The sequence below is a fragment of the Desulfitibacter alkalitolerans DSM 16504 genome, assembly GCF_000620305.1.
Taxonomy (GTDB): domain Bacteria; phylum Bacillota; class DSM-16504; order Desulfitibacterales; family Desulfitibacteraceae; genus Desulfitibacter; species Desulfitibacter alkalitolerans.
Genome location: NZ_KK211101.1, coordinates 59059 through 78234, shown reverse-complemented (window position 1 = coordinate 78234; position 19176 = coordinate 59059). Strand labels below are relative to the sequence as shown.

Annotated in this window: 17 protein-coding genes; 2 read left to right on the top strand and 15 right to left on the bottom strand. The window is 38.5% G+C overall.

Annotation, left to right across the window (positions count from 1 at the left end):
- Position 1 precedes the first annotated feature (1 nt).
- The 6 genes from K364_RS0112085 to K364_RS23925 all read right to left on the bottom strand — a co-directional run bounded on the left by K364_RS0112085 (position 2) and on the right by K364_RS23925 (position 5040).
- Positions 2-1501 carry a hypothetical protein gene (locus K364_RS0112085; RefSeq protein ID WP_028308231.1) on the bottom strand — a complete coding sequence of 500 codons (1500 nt, stop codon included), beginning with the start codon at positions 1499-1501 and terminating at the stop codon, positions 2-4.
- Positions 1485-2381: a PstS family phosphate ABC transporter substrate-binding protein gene (locus tag K364_RS23935; protein WP_051534032.1), complete on the bottom strand. Its 897-nt coding sequence runs from the start codon at positions 2379-2381 to the stop codon at positions 1485-1487. Before K364_RS23935 ends, K364_RS0112085 begins: the two co-directional genes overlap by 17 nt.
- Positions 2382-2623: 242 nt before the next feature.
- Complete coding sequence (locus K364_RS0112075) at positions 2624-3079, bottom strand: DUF6789 family protein (RefSeq protein ID WP_051534031.1); 456 nt, start codon at positions 3077-3079, stop codon at positions 2624-2626.
- A 252-nt stretch (positions 3080-3331) separates the two neighbouring features.
- A complete protein-coding gene (locus tag K364_RS0112070) occupies positions 3332-3907 on the bottom strand; it encodes a DUF4256 domain-containing protein (RefSeq protein ID WP_028308229.1) in 576 nt (191 codons plus the stop codon).
- Between the two features lie 60 nt (positions 3908-3967).
- Positions 3968-4651, bottom strand: coding sequence for a class I SAM-dependent methyltransferase (locus K364_RS23930; protein ID WP_051534030.1), 684 nt, complete (start codon positions 4649-4651; stop codon positions 3968-3970).
- 14 nt (positions 4652-4665) lie between these two features.
- Entirely contained in the window at positions 4666-5040 is a 375-nt protein-coding gene (locus K364_RS23925) for a hypothetical protein (RefSeq protein ID WP_207640861.1), read from the bottom strand.
- 46 nt (positions 5041-5086) lie between these two features.
- Between K364_RS23925 and K364_RS0112050 the strand changes: the two genes are divergently transcribed.
- Positions 5087-6246 (top strand): IS3 family transposase gene (locus tag K364_RS0112050; protein ID WP_156946389.1). Its coding sequence is split into 2 segments (ribosomal slippage): positions 5087-5327 and positions 5327-6246, totalling 1161 coding nucleotides; the frame shifts between segments, so codons are not numbered across the junction.
- Between the two features lie 118 nt (positions 6247-6364).
- Here K364_RS0112050 and K364_RS23920 read toward each other — a convergent pair.
- The 9 genes from K364_RS23920 to K364_RS26940 form a co-directional block, all read right to left on the bottom strand.
- Positions 6365-6901: a class I SAM-dependent methyltransferase gene (locus tag K364_RS23920; protein ID WP_242841700.1), complete on the bottom strand. Its 537-nt coding sequence runs from the start codon at positions 6899-6901 to the stop codon at positions 6365-6367.
- Positions 6902-6984: 83 nt separating this feature from the next.
- Positions 6985-7443, bottom strand: a complete 459-nt coding sequence (locus K364_RS0112040) for a hypothetical protein (protein WP_156946474.1) — start codon at positions 7441-7443, stop codon at positions 6985-6987.
- A gap of 212 nt (positions 7444-7655) precedes the next feature.
- Positions 7656-9476 (bottom strand): hypothetical protein, encoded by a 1821-nt coding sequence (locus K364_RS0112030; protein ID WP_028308227.1) that lies wholly within the window; start codon positions 9474-9476, stop codon positions 7656-7658.
- Positions 9477-10016: 540 nt separating this feature from the next.
- Entirely contained in the window at positions 10017-13772 is a 3756-nt protein-coding gene (locus K364_RS0112025) for a YobI family P-loop NTPase (protein WP_242841699.1), read from the bottom strand.
- Between the two features lie 81 nt (positions 13773-13853).
- A complete protein-coding gene (locus K364_RS0112020) occupies positions 13854-14033 on the bottom strand; it encodes a MerR family transcriptional regulator (RefSeq protein ID WP_028308225.1) in 180 nt (59 codons plus the stop codon).
- 175 nt (positions 14034-14208) lie between these two features.
- Positions 14209-15843: a recombinase family protein gene (locus K364_RS0112015; RefSeq protein ID WP_028308224.1), complete on the bottom strand. Its 1635-nt coding sequence runs from the start codon at positions 15841-15843 to the stop codon at positions 14209-14211.
- Positions 15791-16771, bottom strand: a complete 981-nt coding sequence (locus K364_RS23915; RefSeq protein WP_051534029.1) for a recombinase family protein — start codon at positions 16769-16771, stop codon at positions 15791-15793. Before K364_RS23915 ends, K364_RS0112015 begins: the two co-directional genes overlap by 53 nt.
- Positions 16772-18373: a recombinase family protein gene (locus K364_RS0112005; RefSeq protein WP_051534028.1), complete on the bottom strand. Its 1602-nt coding sequence runs from the start codon at positions 18371-18373 to the stop codon at positions 16772-16774.
- An 83-nt stretch (positions 18374-18456) separates the two neighbouring features.
- Entirely contained in the window at positions 18457-18618 is a 162-nt protein-coding gene (locus K364_RS26940; protein ID WP_169734756.1) for an SHOCT domain-containing protein, read from the bottom strand.
- Positions 18619-18875: 257 nt separating this feature from the next.
- Here K364_RS26940 and K364_RS0111990 point away from each other — a divergent pair, with 257 nt between their 5' ends.
- Positions 18876-19148, top strand: coding sequence for a hypothetical protein (locus K364_RS0111990; protein ID WP_028308222.1), 273 nt, complete (start codon positions 18876-18878; stop codon positions 19146-19148).
- The last annotated feature ends 28 nt before the right edge of the window (positions 19149-19176 follow it).

The following is a 19176-nucleotide window of genomic DNA, read 5'->3' as shown; positions in this document are numbered from 1 at the left end:
ATTAATGGTTAAATATTTTTAAATTTTTATACCCTATTTCTTCATAAGAAATATCAAAGTGAAGCGGATATTTACTGCTAGTTGGATCCCATGCATAAGGTTTTGTAACAAAAGAGATACTTGTATCATTAAGCCTAAATGTTATATCCCTTAACAAATCTTGCACATCAAAGCCTGGAGCTAAACCATGTTGTTCAATGGTCCTATTAATTGCGTTATTGATTAAGCTTGAATAATCATATTCATCTACAAATAAGTCCTCTAACTGTATGGGCTCCCCAGTTTCAGTATAAACGAAATTGTCTTCACTCCATTGAGTTTCTTCTGCCTGGCCAATAATAAGATGACTGCTGATAATGACATATGCTCCCATCCTATGGGCATAAATATTCTGTTCTACAAAGGTAACGGGTGATTCCTGAGATAAAAGAGCAACCTCTTTTTCTTGAGCAACTCTAAGGACATTAATAATGTTTATGAGCTTTTTGGACAAGTTTTTAGGATAACCAATAGATACATACCATTGGGTGCCATTTTTCATATAGGAAGCTGCTTCACGATGTACACTTTGTTGATAGTCAGGCAGGAAACGCAGGCTAACAGCATCTTCAGTAAAAATAGATTGGTTCTTATCGTAAAACCGTTCAGTAACAGCAATACAACCATCTGCAGTATAAAATGGTACAGTTACTATAGCATATGAAAAACCCACATCAAACTCAGGGTTATTATAATCAATAACAACATTAAGCCCATAATTGCTCAAATAAAACTTTTGATCATAGGTAACACCCTTAAAGGGTGCCACTAGAGCAAAGCTATCATAATATAAATTGTGGTCAATGTCCGCAGTAAGACTCCTGCGTGTAAGTTCATTGGCAATTGCCTCATTAACAATTTCAAGTCCATTTACATCATTAGTAAACACATCATTTATTAAAAAAGTTTTCCCAGTATTAAGATCAAAATTTAATGCTTCAATAAAAGAAAAATGAGACGGCCCAGAGGTGGAACAATTATAGGTCCCGGACACATGAGCTGCAACTGAAAGGATATTATTGCAGTTAAACTGGGGGTCCACTGAAATTGCGCTGTAACTTATCACTTTATCACCACTGATGGCAGACTGTATCCCACGATATGGGGGATGCTTCTCTCCATTTCCATAGGGAAGCATTTGCTCAAAAAGCTGTTTGATGGCCTCATTAATACTGTTTTCTACAATTTGATCTTTTAGGCCCCTAATCTGAAAATAGCTTCGATGGTGATCCATGTCTTCAGAGGCATTTATGCTAATAATATTAATTGGGTTATCTACTGCATATAGAATCTTAACAGGTGAATAGGTTGCCTTTCCCATGGTTTCATCAGTTTCAGGTTTAATACTATGGTTATTGCTGGCTGCTTCATTCTTGCCTGCATTCTCATCTATACTGCACCCTACAAGAAGTATTACAGCCAGCAGTGCTATAGTCATTAGTTTTTTACTTGATTTTGACATAGCCAGCCTCCTCAACAAGATCTTGCCCTGGCTTTGATAACACCCAGGCAATCAATTGTCTTACTGGACTGTCCTTTGGCTCATCATCCCTTATAACTGCATAATAAGCAGTTTTTACTGGATAATCTCCGCTGCGTATGGTCCCATGATTGGGATAAACGCCATCAACCTCTAATAATTTAACTTTTTCATTTCCCCACATGTCAACAACAAAATAGTAATAGGAATAACCCAGGGCATCTGGGACATTTTCATAGGCAGCAACTGCTTCAATTAATTCTCCCATTCCTGCTGCTATCCTTTCTGTAGGAGGATTCATTGGAGATAGCTCCTTCATCACCAGCTCTAAAAAACCTGTTTGACTTCCTGAGTTAACTGGACGCTGATAGGCCACAATAGCTGCATCAGGACCACCTACTTCAGCCCAGTCAGTGATATATCCTGCATAGATATGTCTGATTTGTTCTAGGGTTAAGCCTTTAACAGGGTTATCAGCATGGGTTAAAAAGACAAAGGCTTCACTGACAATGGGTACAATTTCTAATCCAACTCCCTTTTCTGCAGCCAGGGCAAGTTCTTCTTCTGATGGGCTCGTAACAAAAATAATATCTGCTTTTTTATTAATAAGGTTTAGATAGGCCTGATGGGTCTTGTTATGTAAAATATATGGCCTTACTTCATCTACTGTAAGCCCTGTGAGCTTTGCGGCAATGGCTTCAGATAGTGGAATTGTGACTGTAGAACCATCTACCCTGGGATAGGTTTCCAGGGTAAAAGATAGTTCATTTTGTGTATTTTCTTTGCTTTGACATCCCATAAACAGGCTAGTGAATAACATCACAATCAAAACAGCAATTGATATCATGTATTGTTTTTTCATAATATTTCTCCATCTCCCATCTAGATATTTCCTCTATATTTTACCATGGTTATAAGCAGATTGCCAAATATTAGATTGACAGGATTAAAGTATTAACTTTGGTAAAAATGGATTTTCGAGCTTCACCTCCCGGTTGCGGACATAAAAAAGCATCTGTCAAAAACAGATGCGGCTAAAACCAATTTTACTCTGAAACGTACTTTCTCTACCGTTATTATATTTGTGTCTGCATTTATATTGTACTACATAGTGCTGTAATTTTGATATAGTTTTTTCAAAAGATATGCTAATACTAAGCCATAAATGGAAGCAGAAATCAAATGTGAAACTGTTGCGTAAAAGGTGTGGACTGTAAGGTCTGGCAGCTTAAAGGCAATGGCAAGGGCATATAAGCTTTGGTTAGCCACTACCCCGTATATCCATCCCTTGAGCAAATAGTTTCTGCTTCCTAATATAGGGAGTATATAGGCAAACAAAACACCCAAAAATCCCGTAAAAAATATTTGTTCGGTTTGTGCTAAAATAACCTCTGCGCTGTTATCTGGCAACCTTCCAAAAGTTACCACTGCTGCCCAATCTAATAACCTTTCATCGTGTAATCCTAAAATGTAGCCAGTCCAATCAATAAAGTTCATCGCCACTCCTGCAATAAGACCACTTATAAGACCTGCAGTAAATCTATCTTTTATTCTTTCCACCTCACCTTGCAAGACAAATAAAATTATCGAGACAACGGTTCTCGGGTTCTCGGATATTTCTCAACCTTTATTGCCCTATTTTGCACATAATTTCATCTTTATTATTTTGTATTTATTACGGTATAATTATTCACATATCACAAGACTATAATTACTCGCCCGTCATAAACGCTGCCATTCTTGCCTTGATCCTCAGTGTTTTTTATTTACGCACTCCACTCTAACTAGTTTCAATGAATATTTTTGCAGATATTAGATCGTTATCAAGCCCCGAAAACCTCTGGCGCTGTAATAAGACTCCGCTCCATTATGGTATACAAAGACCGTATCGTATCGGCGATCACAAAAGAGCGCCCCGCCAAGTTTTCTTATATTATCAGGTGTTTTTACCCAACTCGACGTTTTAGTATCAAATTTTCCTAATTTCTGAAGTTCCCAGTACTGATCCACCGTTAAAATTTCAATACCCATAGCAGCCGCCATATCAACAGCATTGTTCTGTGGTTTGAATCTTTTCCTTGAATCCAATGCCGCACGATCATAGCAAACATTTCTGCGTCCTTTGGGGCTTTCTGCCGAACAGTCGCAAAAAACATATGCGTTCTTATTATTATCAAAGCCAACAACATCAGGTTCCCCTCCGGTTGCTTCCATTTCATTAATCGACCAAAGCTTATCAACATCAGCTTCTAATTTTGTTTGTACATTAGCCCACCTTACACCTTCATGACGGTTCATATTTTCATCAAAACGGACTTTCAAAGTATTAAGAAGATCTTCGCGCTGATCCAACGACAACTCTCGCATATTATTGAGTTTGTTTATCATGGCAGCTCCTCCAAATCTGAATTGAACATCATATACTAAATAGAAATCAATCACCTTAAGTCAAACAACCTGTAAAAGCATCGTAACCCCTGAAATCTCATTCTCCAGTTCATCACATTCAGCCTGCTGGCTTTTTATATAACTATCAAAAAAATATGCTTTATCCGGATACTTTTCTTTTAGCTGGTTTGCTCTCATCACTATAAATGACTGCTGCTCATCATTTAGTCTTTCCAACTCATCTTCTTGGTTAAACCCTTCATCAACAAGCTGCATTCCTGCACTTTGGAAGAATAACAGCCACTTTTCTCTTGTATGATATCTTCCACTAGATTTGTCATTCCCATAAGCATCATCAATGAATATATAGCCGCCATTTTTCACTGTGCCTTTTAATTTTTGAATTGTTTCCTCTGGTGTTCCCAGTACATCTCCGACAGCACCAAGTATAACAATATCATAATCCTTTTGAACCTTTATCGCCTCGTTGATATCTCCAACCTTAAACTCACACAGGTTCTCCACACCATATTCTTGAGCTTTCTTTTTTGCATAATCAATAAATTCTGGAATGATGTCAATGCCTTTAACCGTACAGCCTAAAGCCTTGGCTAACTGGACACTGACTGCCCCTTTTCCGCAAGCCAAATCAAGCACCTTGGTTTTGTCTGATACTTGTATATGCTTTTGAATCATTCCAATAATAACCTTTGGTGATGAGCCGAGTTCCCATAAATCCTGCAAAGAATCCATCTTTTCTATTTTTCGGCTACAACAAGCATTTCATAATCCTCTGTAGTAAGTTTATCACCTCTCGAATAAGCACCGATTTTAGCACCGAAAATCTCAATCTTTCTAAACCCCAATGATTTCAGAAACCAGTTTATCTCGCTTGGCATGTAGTATCTTTCATTACACTCAATTCGGTGTTCATTTCCATCATCATCAATAAAAGTGGTGACATTATAATCCCTCATGGTCATCAAATCAAAACTATCGCTTTTATAATGTGCACCTTCTTCATTTATACCTGTTTTATGAAAATCATCTATGGAATGAAATAGGGGAAACAAACCATTAAGAGTTGTAAAAATGAATTTAGCAGAGTAGACTGTAGAGAGTTTGCCGGACACGCAGAAAGGATCTATAATAAAAGATAAGAAAGGGCGTGTTAAGGCAATGAGTAAATTTACAGAAGAATATAAAAAAGATATAGTAAAGCTTGTTACAGAATTAGGTAAAAAGCCAGTAGATGTAGCCAAAGATATAGGAGTAAGTGCTACAGCAGTTAGAAGATGGGTCAAGCAATATAGTGAACATGGAGAAGACGCCTTTCCCGGCAAAGGAAATCTTCGGCCAGCTGATGCCGATCAAAAAGCATTAGAAAAAAAGATTAAAGACTTAGAGGTTGAAAATGCAATATTAAAAAAAGCCATGGCCATCTTCAGCAGAGACGTGAAATAAAGTATTTAATAATAAAAGAACTTAGCTCCGAATTTCCCGTCAAGAAGATGTGCCAAATCTTAGAAATAGGTAGGAGCACATACTATGAGTGGCTTAATAGGCCTATAAGTCATCGTGAATTAAACGACAGAGATCTGATTACTCACATAAAAGAAATATTTGATGAGTCAGATAGCACCTATGGTCACAGAAGAATAAAAAGACAATTAAGAAAAAAAGGCATAAAAACAAGCAACCAGCGAGTAAGACGACTTATGAAGGAATATGGGTTAATTAGTGTTCTAAGATCTAGATACAAAGCTACTACCAATTCAAATCACAACTATCCAGTAGCTCCTAACTTATTAAACAAAGATTTTAAAGCTGAAAAAATTAACCAAAAGTGGGTTGGAGATATTACCTTTATAGCAACTCAAGAAGGCTGGCTCTACTTAGCTGCAATTGAAGACCTATACCACAAAAAAATAGTTGGTTGGGCATTAGATAGCAGAATGACAAAACAGCTAACAATTAGTGCACTAGAGATGGCAATAAAAAGAGAGAAGCCTCAAAAAGGACTTATATTTCATTCAGATCGCGGCTCACAGTATGCAGCCTATGATTATCAGGACAAGCTTAGAGAAAATGGCATAAGACAAAGCATGAGTGCAAAAGGAGACTGCTATGATAATGCCTGTATGGAATCCTTTTTTGCCACATTAAAGAAAGACCTGGTTCATAGAAGGCGTTTTAAGACCCGAGAAGAAGCAAGATTAGCAATAATTAACTATATAGAGACTTGGTATAATTCAAAAAGGTCTCACAGCAGCTTAGACTACATGTCACCCATGGAATATGAAAGATATCACAGAGAGACCCAGTCACTAGTAGCTTAAAGAGCCACAGACATTGCAGGCAGTCAAGGGCCGGCTTTAGCCGGGCGAAGCTTTACCCTTTACTGCCACGAAGCCAATACCCTATTGTTAGGTGGTCTTGCAAAGCATGACCACCTGCCTACCGGCGAGGGCGGGTGTGGGCAGAGCCCACAAAATAGATAAAAAGAGAAACAGAGCATTTGTATGAAATAAAGAGAAAAGGGAACTTTATGCGTGTCCAGCTAGGCCTGAGCACTCCAGAGATCTTCAACGACTTTGTGGCATTTTTCAATATCTCAAAATTCATTTCATCCGTTTCCATAAGTGGAAAACCGCCTTCGCAAAGCATAATAGCAACATCAAACTGGTTTTCAAAGGGAAGATTTCTGGCATCATGTTTCAAAAAATCAATCTTAAGGTTATTTGCTTTTGCTTTTTCTCTGGCTTTTTTTAGCTGAGATTCAGATAAATCTATACCTGTAACCAGATACCCCCTTTTTGAGAGTTCAATTGAGTGCCTGCCGGTACCACAGCCAACATCAAGTATTTTCAAAGATTTATCAAAGTTTAGTTCTTTCTCAATAAAATCGCATTCACCAACTGTCCCTTGGGTAAAAATCTCCTTGTCGTACTTTTCTCCGTAGTTATCAAATAATTTTTCATACCACTGTTTCATTACTCCTTAGCCTCCAGTTCTTCTATTTACCCATGAAACTATACTCTTGCTTAATGTTTTGGATGAGTTCGCACCGGTATCGTCTAATTGCTAGCTGCAGTTATACTTTTAAAGACTTTTAAAGTTAAACAATTTCTTTTGAACAGCTTGGAATCTTTTTCGAAATATCTTGCGGCAAACTCTGATGACGTCATGTCGCCATACAATTTTGATAGTTTCATCAGCTTTGGAGCACTCAGAATGTAGGGAAGCATTGACTTGAGCATTTTTAGCCCGCTGTAAAGATAGGGCATGGGTCCATCCATCTCCCCCATCAAGCCGGATATTTTGTCCTGTTCTAAAAAAGCCTTATCCAGTTTTTCTTTCTCGGACGGGAAAGCCAAATAAATCATTTTTTTATAATCCTCGTAATTTTCAGGAGTTCCGTCAAAGTCCTCGGAAACGAACCGAACTCTTTGTTCAAGGAAATTACCAAAATTAGTAACCTGACAAGCGACGAACTCATCACGCAGGTAGGTGCAGCCGCCGCGGTGGTACTTCACCAGGCCATTATACGGGGGGCACTAGCGACTCAATGGAGGACATATGCACCAAAATAGAACCTAAGTCCACAAAAGTTGGTGGTGTGAACCAGCACAAACTGCCTTCACATGCCTTGAGTGTACAAAAAAATGCCGCTGGAATCTGGCCCCCTTGGCGGCAATGATATGCTTCTAACAAAACTATCGTTACTGAAGCATTTTTAATAAAATCTTTAATCAATGTATTCCTTCAATGCCCCTCGAAAAGCTGAGTGCCGTGGATATCTTTCTAAATATCTGTTTATAACCATATCTTTTGCCATTTTCATACCAAGCGACTCTTTTACTTCCCCCAATGCAGCTGCCAATAAAGCAACATCATTATATTTATCTCTGAATTTCCCGCCTACAATTCCATCTATTCTTTTATCAATTATGGATTCCAGCCACTCAACATGTGATTTCATTTCATCCATAGTAATTGCATAATTTACTTTCCATAAACAAAATATATTCCAAAAAATTTCATCACCTTTTTGCACGCTCACTTCTGTTTCAAATACAGAACTTTCTTTCATAAACAAAAGGTTTTTGCTCTCATTAAATCCTATCCTGTTTGAAACCTGAACTGCTATCTTTTTACCAGCCTTTCCCAGATTGTTACCCACATAGAGATACAATATCATCAAATCTAATCCATGACTGATAAAATTACCACTCCATCCCAACGGATTTTTCTGTTTCATACACCAATTTTGGATTCTATCAAAATTTCCTGAGAAAAAGCACAGATATTTATATTCTAATTCGGTAACGTTATTTTTACTTGTTTCAGATATGCTGTGATTATTATGACAATCAGATATATGCAATTCTTCTATTCTATTTTCTGCAGGAACTTTATATTCCCTTGTCACTTCTTCGTCTGCAAAAAGTCTTAAATAATTTGGTACCGTTGAATTGGAGTAAAATGCTTCATACCAACATTTTCTCATGAATTTACTATCATTTACACAATGTGACGCCTGGGCAGCCTTCAAAGCAATTTCTCCGCGTATTTTCAAATCACTTTCTATTCTATCAAGTGCCTCTTTTCCAATCTCTTTTATTTTCTCATAATCATGAGTCTTTTCATATTCTAATAGGCCAGCCAAGTAAAGGGACGGATGCTCTTTATAGCTTTTTCTCGCCATTTCCAGCAGACCCTCCGTTCCTTTATAATATAATAAACCTTCCCTTAATAAACGTGCTGCAACCTCACCGCTCTGTCGCATAAGAAAATCAATCCATGACTGCAAAAACATATCCGTATCCCTTAACTCTTCTCTACCTATTGAAAAAATGTCTTCAATATGAATATCTTTAAAATAAGGATATGTGAAATATGAATACAAAACACTTGCACGTTGAGCAGCCGTTTGTAATTGATAGTTTGAATATAGTACATCTAGTGCAAATACCTTTAAGTTTACACTAACCAATTCTTCATCGACCATTTCTTCAAGGCTTAATTCAAAAGAATCTCCACCCCATTCATCTTCAACAAATATTTGGGTATCCATAACCAAGTTAAAAATTGTTACTGCTTCTTCATATCTGCAATCATTCATACAGTCATGTGCAAACAAAACTGCATCCTCGATTATTCTGCTAATACCCTCATTGTCTTCATATTCCCATATCCATTCACTTGCCCAGTATCCATTAGAATAATCTTCATATCCTTGGGCCGATAAGCACAATTCGCCATTTTCTATTTTTGTAAAAATGCTCTTTATTTCACTTAGCTTTTCTTTTACTTTCTCATCAGGTATTAATCTTTTATACAGAAACTTATCCTTACTATCTCGTTCATCTTGATCACAGCAATCTTCAAGTAGCTTTAGAAATGCCTCTCTCTTGCTTTCATGTGTTTTTCTTGCAATATTATAAAGACATCTTCGTAATTGCTCCATGCTCATACTGTTCAATATTTCACCTGATTTCTGAATAAATAATTTCTGATTCATTATCATCGGTTCTTTAACTGCCTTCTCTAGTTTCGTCTTATTCATTACCATTTTCTCCTCTTCTTGTCAAAATTACAATTCCAGCGTTATGTATTTTGTGTCATCCACTATACTAGATTATGTTATAGCTTCTTCTATGTCTCCAACAGCTCCTGCTCTTTTTTAAACTCACGTTTCAGTTCTTCCTCCGCAGGTATTTAGGGCTTATATATAGTAATAAAGAAATCCATGGGTTAAGCGTATCCAATCGGTATTTCGCTGTACAATGTTTTCCAACTCACTACTATCTTAGGAAGGTAGAAAAGTTGTGAAAGAACAATGCAAAAGCAATACTTTCCTCCGATTCTTATCCTAAATATTAGTAGTTTTATCAGTGTTTTATCTCTTTTAAAGCTCCTTATTAGAACTGCTGAAAACCTTACACCATGCGGTTTCAGCGCGAGTTATCAGAACTACGCACTCCACGTGCCCTGATGGTATGGAATAGATAATTTTTGCTGGCTCAAAAACTATAATAGAGCAATATGGATACTGGGAAGTTGCTTTCTTTGGCTTTGTGGCATTTTAGAGAGACAATGACCATTACTAAAGTAATACAGTTGGCATATCATCCTGCATTTTACGTCCGTATGCTCGGTAATAATCTGGTTCGCTCTTATCAATATCAAATGTCGTAATCCAGCGCTTTTCTTTGAAGATGGATAAAATTTGCTCGTTAATCTCGTTGACTTCGAACTTTGGACGTTTCCGATTAAACAAACTTAAAAAGTCATTCATTTGTAAGGTGCACAGATATTCTTTTGCTTGTGCTTCACTCATGTCAGGTAGGCATAGCGCAAACAATTCTTTTTTAATTTCCATTTCGAGCTGATTCGACGCAAACAGTTCTGAAAGCAGTTCAAAAGGAATAGAATACTGCTCAGCCAAGATGTCTGCAATATGCTCGATTGAGATACTTTTTATTGCCGCCTTAACATCGACACTTTCTTTCGGGTAACAACTGAGCAAAAATGGAATATCATTCACATCCAGATTGTGATTGAGAATGTGTAGTTTAACTGCATCAGAATATCTTTTTTGCTTTAGCGATATTTCATCCGATGTAAATTCTAGCAACTTAACTTTATATTCATCGTCTACATTTTCTTCTAACACTGAAAGCATTTCACTCAAAACGAAGTTTTCTTCGTTTATTACTTCTTCAGTGTATTGATCGATGTTATGCGTAATGAACGGCATCAACTGGTCTGGATAATGTTCTCTCATAAACATAAGCACCGAATCTGACATCCGTATTATGTTGAGCTTGATAAGTATTAGGATCTTGTCTTCTTCAATGTCAGTATTTGAAAACGATGTGTAATACATATTTAGAGCTCGCAAAAAAGACTCATATCTTTCGTTGGTTAGCTCGTTACAGGTTACAATAGCATTAAAGAAATTTGAAGCGGAATTTTCGCCAAAATCGCTATTTATAGAGTCATTATCAAATTTCAAATTATAATTGAAGTCATTGATAAATTGAACCAAAAACGAATCTAATCCATTTTTACTAAGGAAGAAATAGTTTAGTATATTGTTCTCAGAGTAATTAACCAGTTTTTCTTGTAATAGCATGCTCCATAATTCTTTGTCAAGAACAGTTTCAATTCGTTCAATTACTGTTTGCAGGAAGCTTATATACTCTTTCTTATTTTCTCTATCAATCTCTGAATTGTTGAGTATTGCCAATGCAGTGGGTTCTTCATCAGTTATGCACTCACCACAGTTGTCGAGCATAATGTTTATGTACTGATCTATATTCTTGTTTACATATTGTGCCAACGGCTCGTCCTGTTTAGAAATAATCAAAGTATAATTTTTGTTATTGAAGTCACTGCTTTTCTTTAAACCGTAAACTACTTCTAAAATTAAGCAAATAAGGTCAAACGTCAGCTGATACAAATTGTTTTTATATACGGCCGCAAAAAGATCTTTGTTCGATACATCATGATTAATCCATGCAAATCTAACACCAATCAAAGAAAACCCAGCTATAAGTTTGTTGATTTTAGGTTTATTAATGTCCAGAAAATCAGGACTGCTGGATATAAAGGCTGATAGGCAGCTGTTCTCGTTAAGTGCTTCAATATCTGCATCCGACGAATAATATAACGTATAGATAGCATATTGTTTTTTCTGTGCATCGCTAAAACCACTCTCAACGAGGATACAATGGAAAATACTTGGCCATATATTATTTATAGATTCAACGAACAAACTTGTTTCTGTCTGCGCCTCCAAAAACTCACCAATAAATTTGTAGTTTTTGGTTCTCATTAGTTGCTGGAGTAAACTGGTCAAATATTTGTCGTTGTTTGGCTTCGTTTTCAAAAGATAGCATAACAAATCAAAGTTGAGGATTTCTACATGATCAAAATCGACAACTCGTAATCTAGAAAGAACTAATTGCGGATTTTTTAGCGAATAGGAATAATCTTTTGGTATTTGGTCTGTAACACTAAGAAGAAAATTCTTATCTATCCGACTTAGGCTGTTCTCATAAAAATATGTCATATAATCTGAATATGTTTCATCAATGAATCCATTTCGCACCAAGTATTTTATGAGAGGGAAATAAGGACTTGCCTTAATTTCTTCATATTTGTTTTCTTCACCAATTTCATTTATGTAGGTTACGCTAAAAATGTTATCAATATTTTCTTTAGTGATAATTTCTCGCAATCGACTATTTTGAATAATGGATTTTTGTTTTTTCAATGTTTGAATTTCAGCTTTCAAGTTTTCAATTTGATTGTCAATCTTTCTTTCAATAGCTTCTTTTCGCTTAATATATTCTGGATTTTGTAAAAGTTTCTCAAGCTCAGATGTTAAATTTAACTGCCTGTTACCATGATTAGGGACATAATATTGGACATCATTAGGATTATCCTTCATAGCTTTAACCAATTGCACACGTGTTTTATATGCAGATATGTTTTTCCCAGCAACATAGGTTATCTGATAATTGGATAGTAAATAGACAGCATCAAGTTCATCAATAGAATCAAGTATCTCATCGTTTGTTAATCGAATCTTCTCTTCAATTTCTTTAATTTGTATATCAATATTTTTTAGCTCTTGTTTTATAAATTCAGTTTTGTTTTCAAACAAAGTATGTATAAAACCCATGCCAAGTTGCAAATCACTAAAATCTCTGGGAAAAATGTTTTTATAAGCAATGATTGCAAGGAGCCTATTATTGTTTAGTTCTATGGATTGTATGCGGTTATGGTATATAACAAACTCGTTATAAATATTTTTCAAGATTCGCATGTCATCGATGTATAGTGACAACCCTTGCAGAAAAACCTCGTCGAATAACTCAAAAAAACCTCCTTGCTTGAAATGTTCAATAAATTGGTCATAGGAATTAGATCCATCAATGACTGGAACAATTGGTATAATAAAATCAAAAAACTTTGTACGATCTTTTGAAACAAAAATGTCATCCCTCAATAGGTAAAAGAAACGAATTGGTGTTTTCTTTTCTTTGGTCTTTTTATTATTAATAAGAGTATTGATTTCCCTTAGCTTCTCGAAAATTTGATTCACATTATACCTGTCCATATCTTCGAAAATAATTACATCCGCGTCAGAGTTTTCAAAAAGGTACAATACTTCATTGAGGTACTTGTCAAAGTAAGAATCATCGTTCTCCTCAAATATCTCAATCTCATTGCCCTGTATATTGAGTTTTTTAAAGATATTTTTGTTCTTTTGAGTCGTAATAATAGAGTATGTCACTATTCCAAAGATGCCAGCGCATAGCAATCCACTCAACAGCAGCATGGCACTATTTGTTGTCCACATCAACATATTTTTTAGCCATTCCAGCGTTAATGCCGAAACAAAGTTGCACCAATCGTAAAAGAACCCTATATAAGCTACTAAAATTAAAAATGAAGTAATAATTGCGGTGCTTATAATGATCTTCCTAACAGATACTTTTTGCTTCACCTTGAAGTTAGTCTGTGGAATTTTGTCTGGGTCAATCTGGTGAATAAGCTGATTTAGAATCTTTCCCTCTAAGACAGCTTCACTATATTCAGTAGGATTACCGCTGTCTGATTTGGTTGATTCAAAATGTGCAAGAGAAATATGTAAACAACGGATATCTGGATGTTTGCTTTTGTAAGTCTCAAGCACGCTACTTTTACCAGCGCTGTATGGACCGGATAGTGCAACATTTTTAATATCATCGTTGTCAAACACGAAATTTAGTGCGTCATCATATATTTTCAATTCGGCATTATTAATCGGTGTTAACTTTTGAAAATTGTAGTTTTTTTCACTCATCATGATACCTTCTTTTCAACTTCACATTATTAACATAATTCCATCAACAATCACATCATAATCAACCACAAAAATACCAAAAGATTATATCTTGTCTTTAGCTTTTATACGAGCATCTGCAGGCTTGTCTGCTTCTTTTGGAATTGCCCATGCCCATCCTAATCGAACCGCTCCCGCCACTCGTCCTTGCTCACATAGGAGTTGAACCCTGCGCTGGGATATCCCCCATTTTTCTGCTGCTTCTTTTGCTGTAATATAATCCATTCCTTATACCTCGCAGAAATATTTTCCATATAATATTGTATACGAAGAAACGAATGAAAACAATGAATTTTGTGAATATATTTCTGTAAGGTACTATTCAAGCAAGTACTATACATTAATAAAACAGCCGCCATTCTGCTTTTCGCAGTTTGGCGGTTGTCTCTTCTCGGTAATGTTATTTTTTACTCAGCTCCTGCTCCATCTCTAAACCCGACTTGAATTTTATGAGAATCTTATCCTTTGACATGACCTTGATGCTTTGTATAAGCTGTCTGACAAGCTGGTTATCAAATTTCGATAATTTGCAGTTTGCGGTGTTCAGAAATTTTTTCATATCCTCGACTCTTTGTTGAAAGCCGTCTTGCCTGGCTTCCTGTTCAGTATATTGGTTTTTCTTCTTCTGAAGGTCTTTTAGCTCGGAGGAGATTTTAGCATAGTGCTCGTCAAAGTCTGTATTATCTGCTCCACATCTTGCATTTTCCTCTACGAAGCCTATCATCTCTTTTTTTAATTCCGCGATCCGTTCCTCAATTTTTGCTATGTCCATCTGTTTCGCCCGGTTGCTCATTACCAGCTGAATATTGGACTGGAGCGTGTCCACAAAATCGTCCTTATCCTGTATGAGCGAATTGAAAGCATCCATTATGGCCCTATGTAAAACATCTTCATCAATGGTCGGGGACTTTTGGCAGTGTTTTTTCCCGTACTCCAGCCTGTTTAAGCACCGCCACACAATCCTTTTCTCGCTGTAGGCTGTCCAGGAAACCCGTCTGTAAGGCTTGCCGCACTCCCCACATGTCAACAATTCGGTGAGAGCATATATTGAACTGTATTTCCCGCTGTCGGTTTTGGCTCTTTTTTCAGCAGTCTTTTTAATATTAGCCCGGCGTGCTTTTTCTTCCTGTATCCGGTGAAACAAGTCTTTGGAAATTATGGCCGGATGGCTGTCCTCCACATAATATTGCGGAACAATTCCATTGTTTTTAACTCTTTTCTTTGTGAGATAGTCTACAGTGTAGCTTTTTTGCAGCAAGGCATCTCCCATGTACTTCTCATTGGAGAGCATGTTGTTGATGGTGGTAGTAGACCATTGGTTTTTTCCGGTAACGGTTTTAATGCCGTTTTCCTCCAGGTACTTTTTGATTTGGGTAATGCTTAGACCCTCTAAATACAGCCTGAAAATCAGCCTTACTATTTCTGCTTCCTCCGGCACTATCACCAATTCACCGGCCTCATTCTTTGTATAACCTAAAAATTTATTATGATTGACCATAACCTGTCCTTTTTCAAACCGGCGGACCACACCCCATCTTGTGTTGGTGCTTAAGGAGCGGCTTTCTTCCTGGGCGAGGCTTCCGAGGATGGTGATGAGAAATTCTCCGGTGCTGTCCAGGGTGTTGACATTTTCTTTTTCGAAGAACACGCCGATGTTTTTTTCTTTCAGTTTCCGTATGTATTGAATGCAGTCAAGGGTGTTTCGTGCAAAACGGCTGATGGATTTTGTCAGCACCAGGTCAATCTTGCCTGCCATGCAGTCTTCAATCAGTTTATTGAACCCTGTTCTGTTTTTTGTACTGGTGCCGGATATGCCCTCATCAGCATAGATGCCTGCAAACTTCCAGCCTGGGTTTTTCATAATCTCCATCGTGTAATAATCCACCTGCGCCTGGTAGCTGGACTGCTGTTCCTCCAGCTCCGTGCTGACCCGGCAATAGGCAGCTACTCTCAGCTTTTTTATCTTTGCTTTTTCCTTAAAATCATAAATCGGATTTGCAGGAATTACCGATACTGTTCTTTGTCCCATCGCCATGGGCTTTTCCTCCTTTTCCCCGTAATTTATATGATGTGCTCAGCGTCACTCCGTTGATCAGTTCAAACCGGAGCTGCCCGGTGATTTCCACCGTAATGCTTTTGATGGTTGCTTTGAATAAAGCCTCGTCAAATGCTTTAATGGGCTTGCGACTCTCAAGCACCGCTTTCAATTTCCTGGTTTTATAATCAAAATCATCCACCTGGGAGATTCGATATTGTTCTACAGCTCTTTTGAACAACAGCTGTGCCATTTCTGACGGTTTCAGGCCGTTTTGGCCTAGTACGCTGGATATTTGCAATTTTATCCTTCTTAATTCTGCACTTTCTGCCACAGCATTAACTGCCGGACGCTTTTCTATCATTTCAGGGTTCTCCATCACCCGGTTGATAATCTGTATAAAGCCTGCTTCAAGCTGCTTGTCATCAACCACGCCGCTTTTGCAGCAGACCCTGTTGTCAACGATATACCGTTTGCATTTCCAGTTGCATTTCTTGTTCCTGTCATGATGTTCGGTGTACCTTTTGAAAACACTCCCGCATTCCCCGCATATCAACCTGCCGCTGAAGGGGTAAGTGCTGGCGATGCCGTTAGCATAGTAATTGACATTCCTGCCAAGCCGGGTGTTCTTTTCTTCCCTGAGCTTATGTGCAGCATTAAATACTTCCTCCGGGATAATGGCAGGATAGAAGTCGTTTCCGGTGTATTTCCAGTTGCTCAAAATTTTTCTGATGGAGCCGTGATTCCAGGAGGGCTTTCCGTTGGCGTTGGAAACCTTCATTTCCGTCAGGTCCTTTGCCATCTGCTTCAAGGATATACCCGATATAAAATCATCGAACATTTTTCTGACCAGGTCTGCCTTTTCCGGTTCGATGGTTACAGCTCCGTCTATGATTTTATAGCCAAAGGGCGTATGTCTTTGCGCCATTTAGCCCACTTCCTCTCCGATGATTTCCGGAAGCTCCAGTCCGTTGATCAGGCGGAAGGCGATTTCAAGCTTGGATTTTACAATGATCCTTTCTACCATCAGCGAAAATATGCTTTCATCAAAGCTCTCCATTAAGTCATCCTGCTTTTTGAGGAAAGCAATCAGTTCCTCCGTTCTGGCAGCCTCGTCGCTAAATCCGTTATATTCAAACAGCTTGTTCCGCTGCTTTTTGGCTTCATAAAGCTGCTTGGTAATCAGATTGCTTTGCTCTATAAAAAGAACAGAGTCAAGATATCCTTTCGACCTCAGTCTACTTAATACATGACTCTGTTCCGTAAGTTCCGTTATTTTCTTGTTGATTTCCCTGACCTGGGATTCATGTTCCCTGCCGCAGTGAAGCTTTTTCAAATCCTCGGCTAGGGGGATTAATATTTTGTCATGATTGCTTTTCAGCTTATTATACAGATTGATGAACGCAGCTTTGATGTGATTGTCCTTGACAGCTGTCATGCTGCATTCCATCCGGTTTCTGATATGCCTTGTGCAACACCACTGCACAGTTTCATATGGTTTGCCCTTGAATATGACTTGCCTTTTGAAAGTGCTTCCGCATTCACCGCATTGGATTTTGCTGCTGAAGGGATAACGCTGGTTATATTTTCGCGTGTCGGTATCCATCATGGCTTTTTCAGTTTTTCGCTGCTCCATGATCTCCCTGACCCGTTCGGCCTGCTCTTTTGCAATAATGGGTTCATGGTCGTTGGCGATGTAGTAGCACTGTTTCTGTCCCCGGTTCCGCTTCCGCTGGAAGGGCAATGTGTCGGTGGTAAAGGTCTTCTGAAGGAGCATGTCGCCGTAGTATTTTTCATTGGTCAGGATTTCCTTCACCACATTTTCTCCCCAGGCTTCCGCCCCTTTTCTTGTTGGAACTCCTTCTTCCGTAAGCTCCTTAGCGATGACGTACGTTCCTTTCCCGTTCAGGTAATCGGTGTAAATCCTTCGGACAATAGCGGCTTCTTCTTCATTGATGATGATTCTTCCGTCCTTGTCTTTCTTATAGCCGTAGGGAAGGCAGGAAGGCTTCCATTCGCCTTTCATAAACCTTTTTTGTATCGCCCATCGGTTGTTTTTGGATGTGGAAATGGATTCCTCCTGGGCAATGGAGCTTAAAACCGTCATCAGCAGCTCGCTTTCAGCAGACAGGGTGTTGATGTTCTCTTTTTCAAAATAAACGGCAATCCCGAGCGCTTTCAGCTTTCTCACCGTCTCAATGCAGTCGGCGGTGTTTCTTGCAAACCTGGATATGGACTTGGTAATGACCATGTCCACCTTTTTGGCTTCACAGTCGGCAATGAGCCTTAGAAACTCATCCCGCTTGTCCTTGGCAGTGCCGCTGATGCCTTCGTCCGCATAAATTCCGGCAAAAGTCCAGGCATTGTTGCTTTCTATCAGCCGGGTGTAGTACTCCACCTGTGCTGAAAAGGATTGAAGCTGCCCGGTGTGGTCCGAGCTGACCCGGCAGTATGCGCACACCCGCAGTTTCAGAGCTTCAGCTTCTGCTTCCATGCAATTGATTGGCTTGATGACTCTTACTTTTGGCATACGCTTCCTCCTTTCACTTTTCAGTACATGATGCTTTATCAGCAACACACAGTACCACACAAATCCAGCCATATCAAGTGTTTTTACACATATACCTCCGCCAGGGATGGAGTGAATGAATTCCGATTTAATCTGTCAATTTCTTTCAATTCAGAAAGAGTAATAAGCCCTTTTTCAAGCATGCTGTTCAGCAGCGAAAGCGCTATTTTATACTTGATTTCGTTGGTTATTTGAGTCTGTGACATGGTTTTTTCCCCCTTTACATTTTGCTTTAATACCACAAGGATGCAGCGGATTTGAGTTCCGCTGCATAGTTTCTGATATCAAAGCGGTTACGCTTGTTCTCTATCTTCATCCTGTGCTCTATTTGCCACTGCTTCCCAAGCACCGGGGCAACAGCTCAAACTGCCTGTGGTCAGCAGGCATCACAGGAATTCCACCTCCCCGAGAACCTCCGGGCTGCACTCTGGGACTCAACCTCAACTATGCAGGAGTATCATTGTTGACTGTTCAGGTCCTGGCGAAACAATCCACCACAGATTGTTTTATGGTCAAACATTTATCGCTCATAGCCTTTGATGCCATCGTTTTGACGAGCAAAAAATGCCCGCAGGCTGTCTTGGCGTGTTTACCAATGTCGCTTCCCGTTTCAGCGGCTGAACAGCTAACGTATTTGAGCTGTTGGATATGGACGGCTTTAAGGCTTACAAGCGAGCCTTTGCCGGCAATTTTTCAAAGAGCAATAAGGGATAAAAAATACCCCTTCACTTTTTAAGCCGAAAAAATGAAGGGGTGGACGAAAC

Excerpts from the sequence above, each read along its gene's own strand:
- K364_RS0112085 (WP_028308231.1), bottom strand. The coding sequence starts at position 1,501 with ATGTCAAAATCAAGTAAAAAACTAATGACTATAGCACTGCTGGCTGTA.
- K364_RS23935 (WP_051534032.1), bottom strand. The coding sequence starts at position 2,381 with ATGAAAAAACAATACATGATATCAATTGCTGTTTTGATTGTGATGTTA.
- K364_RS0112070 (WP_028308229.1), bottom strand. The coding sequence starts at position 3,907 with ATGATAAACAAACTCAATAATATGCGAGAGTTGTCGTTGGATCAGCGC.
- K364_RS23920 (WP_242841700.1), bottom strand. The coding sequence starts at position 6,901 with ATGAAACAGTGGTATGAAAAATTATTTGATAACTACGGAGAAAAGTAC.
- K364_RS0112030 (WP_028308227.1), bottom strand. The coding sequence starts at position 9,476 with ATGAATAAGACGAAACTAGAGAAGGCAGTTAAAGAACCGATGATAATG.
- K364_RS0112025 (WP_242841699.1), bottom strand. The coding sequence starts at position 13,772 with ATGATGAGTGAAAAAAACTACAATTTTCAAAAGTTAACACCGATTAAT.
- K364_RS0112020 (WP_028308225.1), bottom strand. The coding sequence starts at position 14,033 with ATGGATTATATTACAGCAAAAGAAGCAGCAGAAAAATGGGGGATATCC.
- K364_RS0112015 (WP_028308224.1), bottom strand. The coding sequence starts at position 15,843 with ATGGCGATGGGACAAAGAACAGTATCGGTAATTCCTGCAAATCCGATT.
- K364_RS23915 (WP_051534029.1), bottom strand. The coding sequence starts at position 16,771 with ATGGCGCAAAGACATACGCCCTTTGGCTATAAAATCATAGACGGAGCT.
- K364_RS0112005 (WP_051534028.1), bottom strand. The coding sequence starts at position 18,373 with ATGCCAAAAGTAAGAGTCATCAAGCCAATCAATTGCATGGAAGCAGAA.
- K364_RS26940 (WP_169734756.1), bottom strand. The coding sequence starts at position 18,618 with ATGTCACAGACTCAAATAACCAACGAAATCAAGTATAAAATAGCGCTT.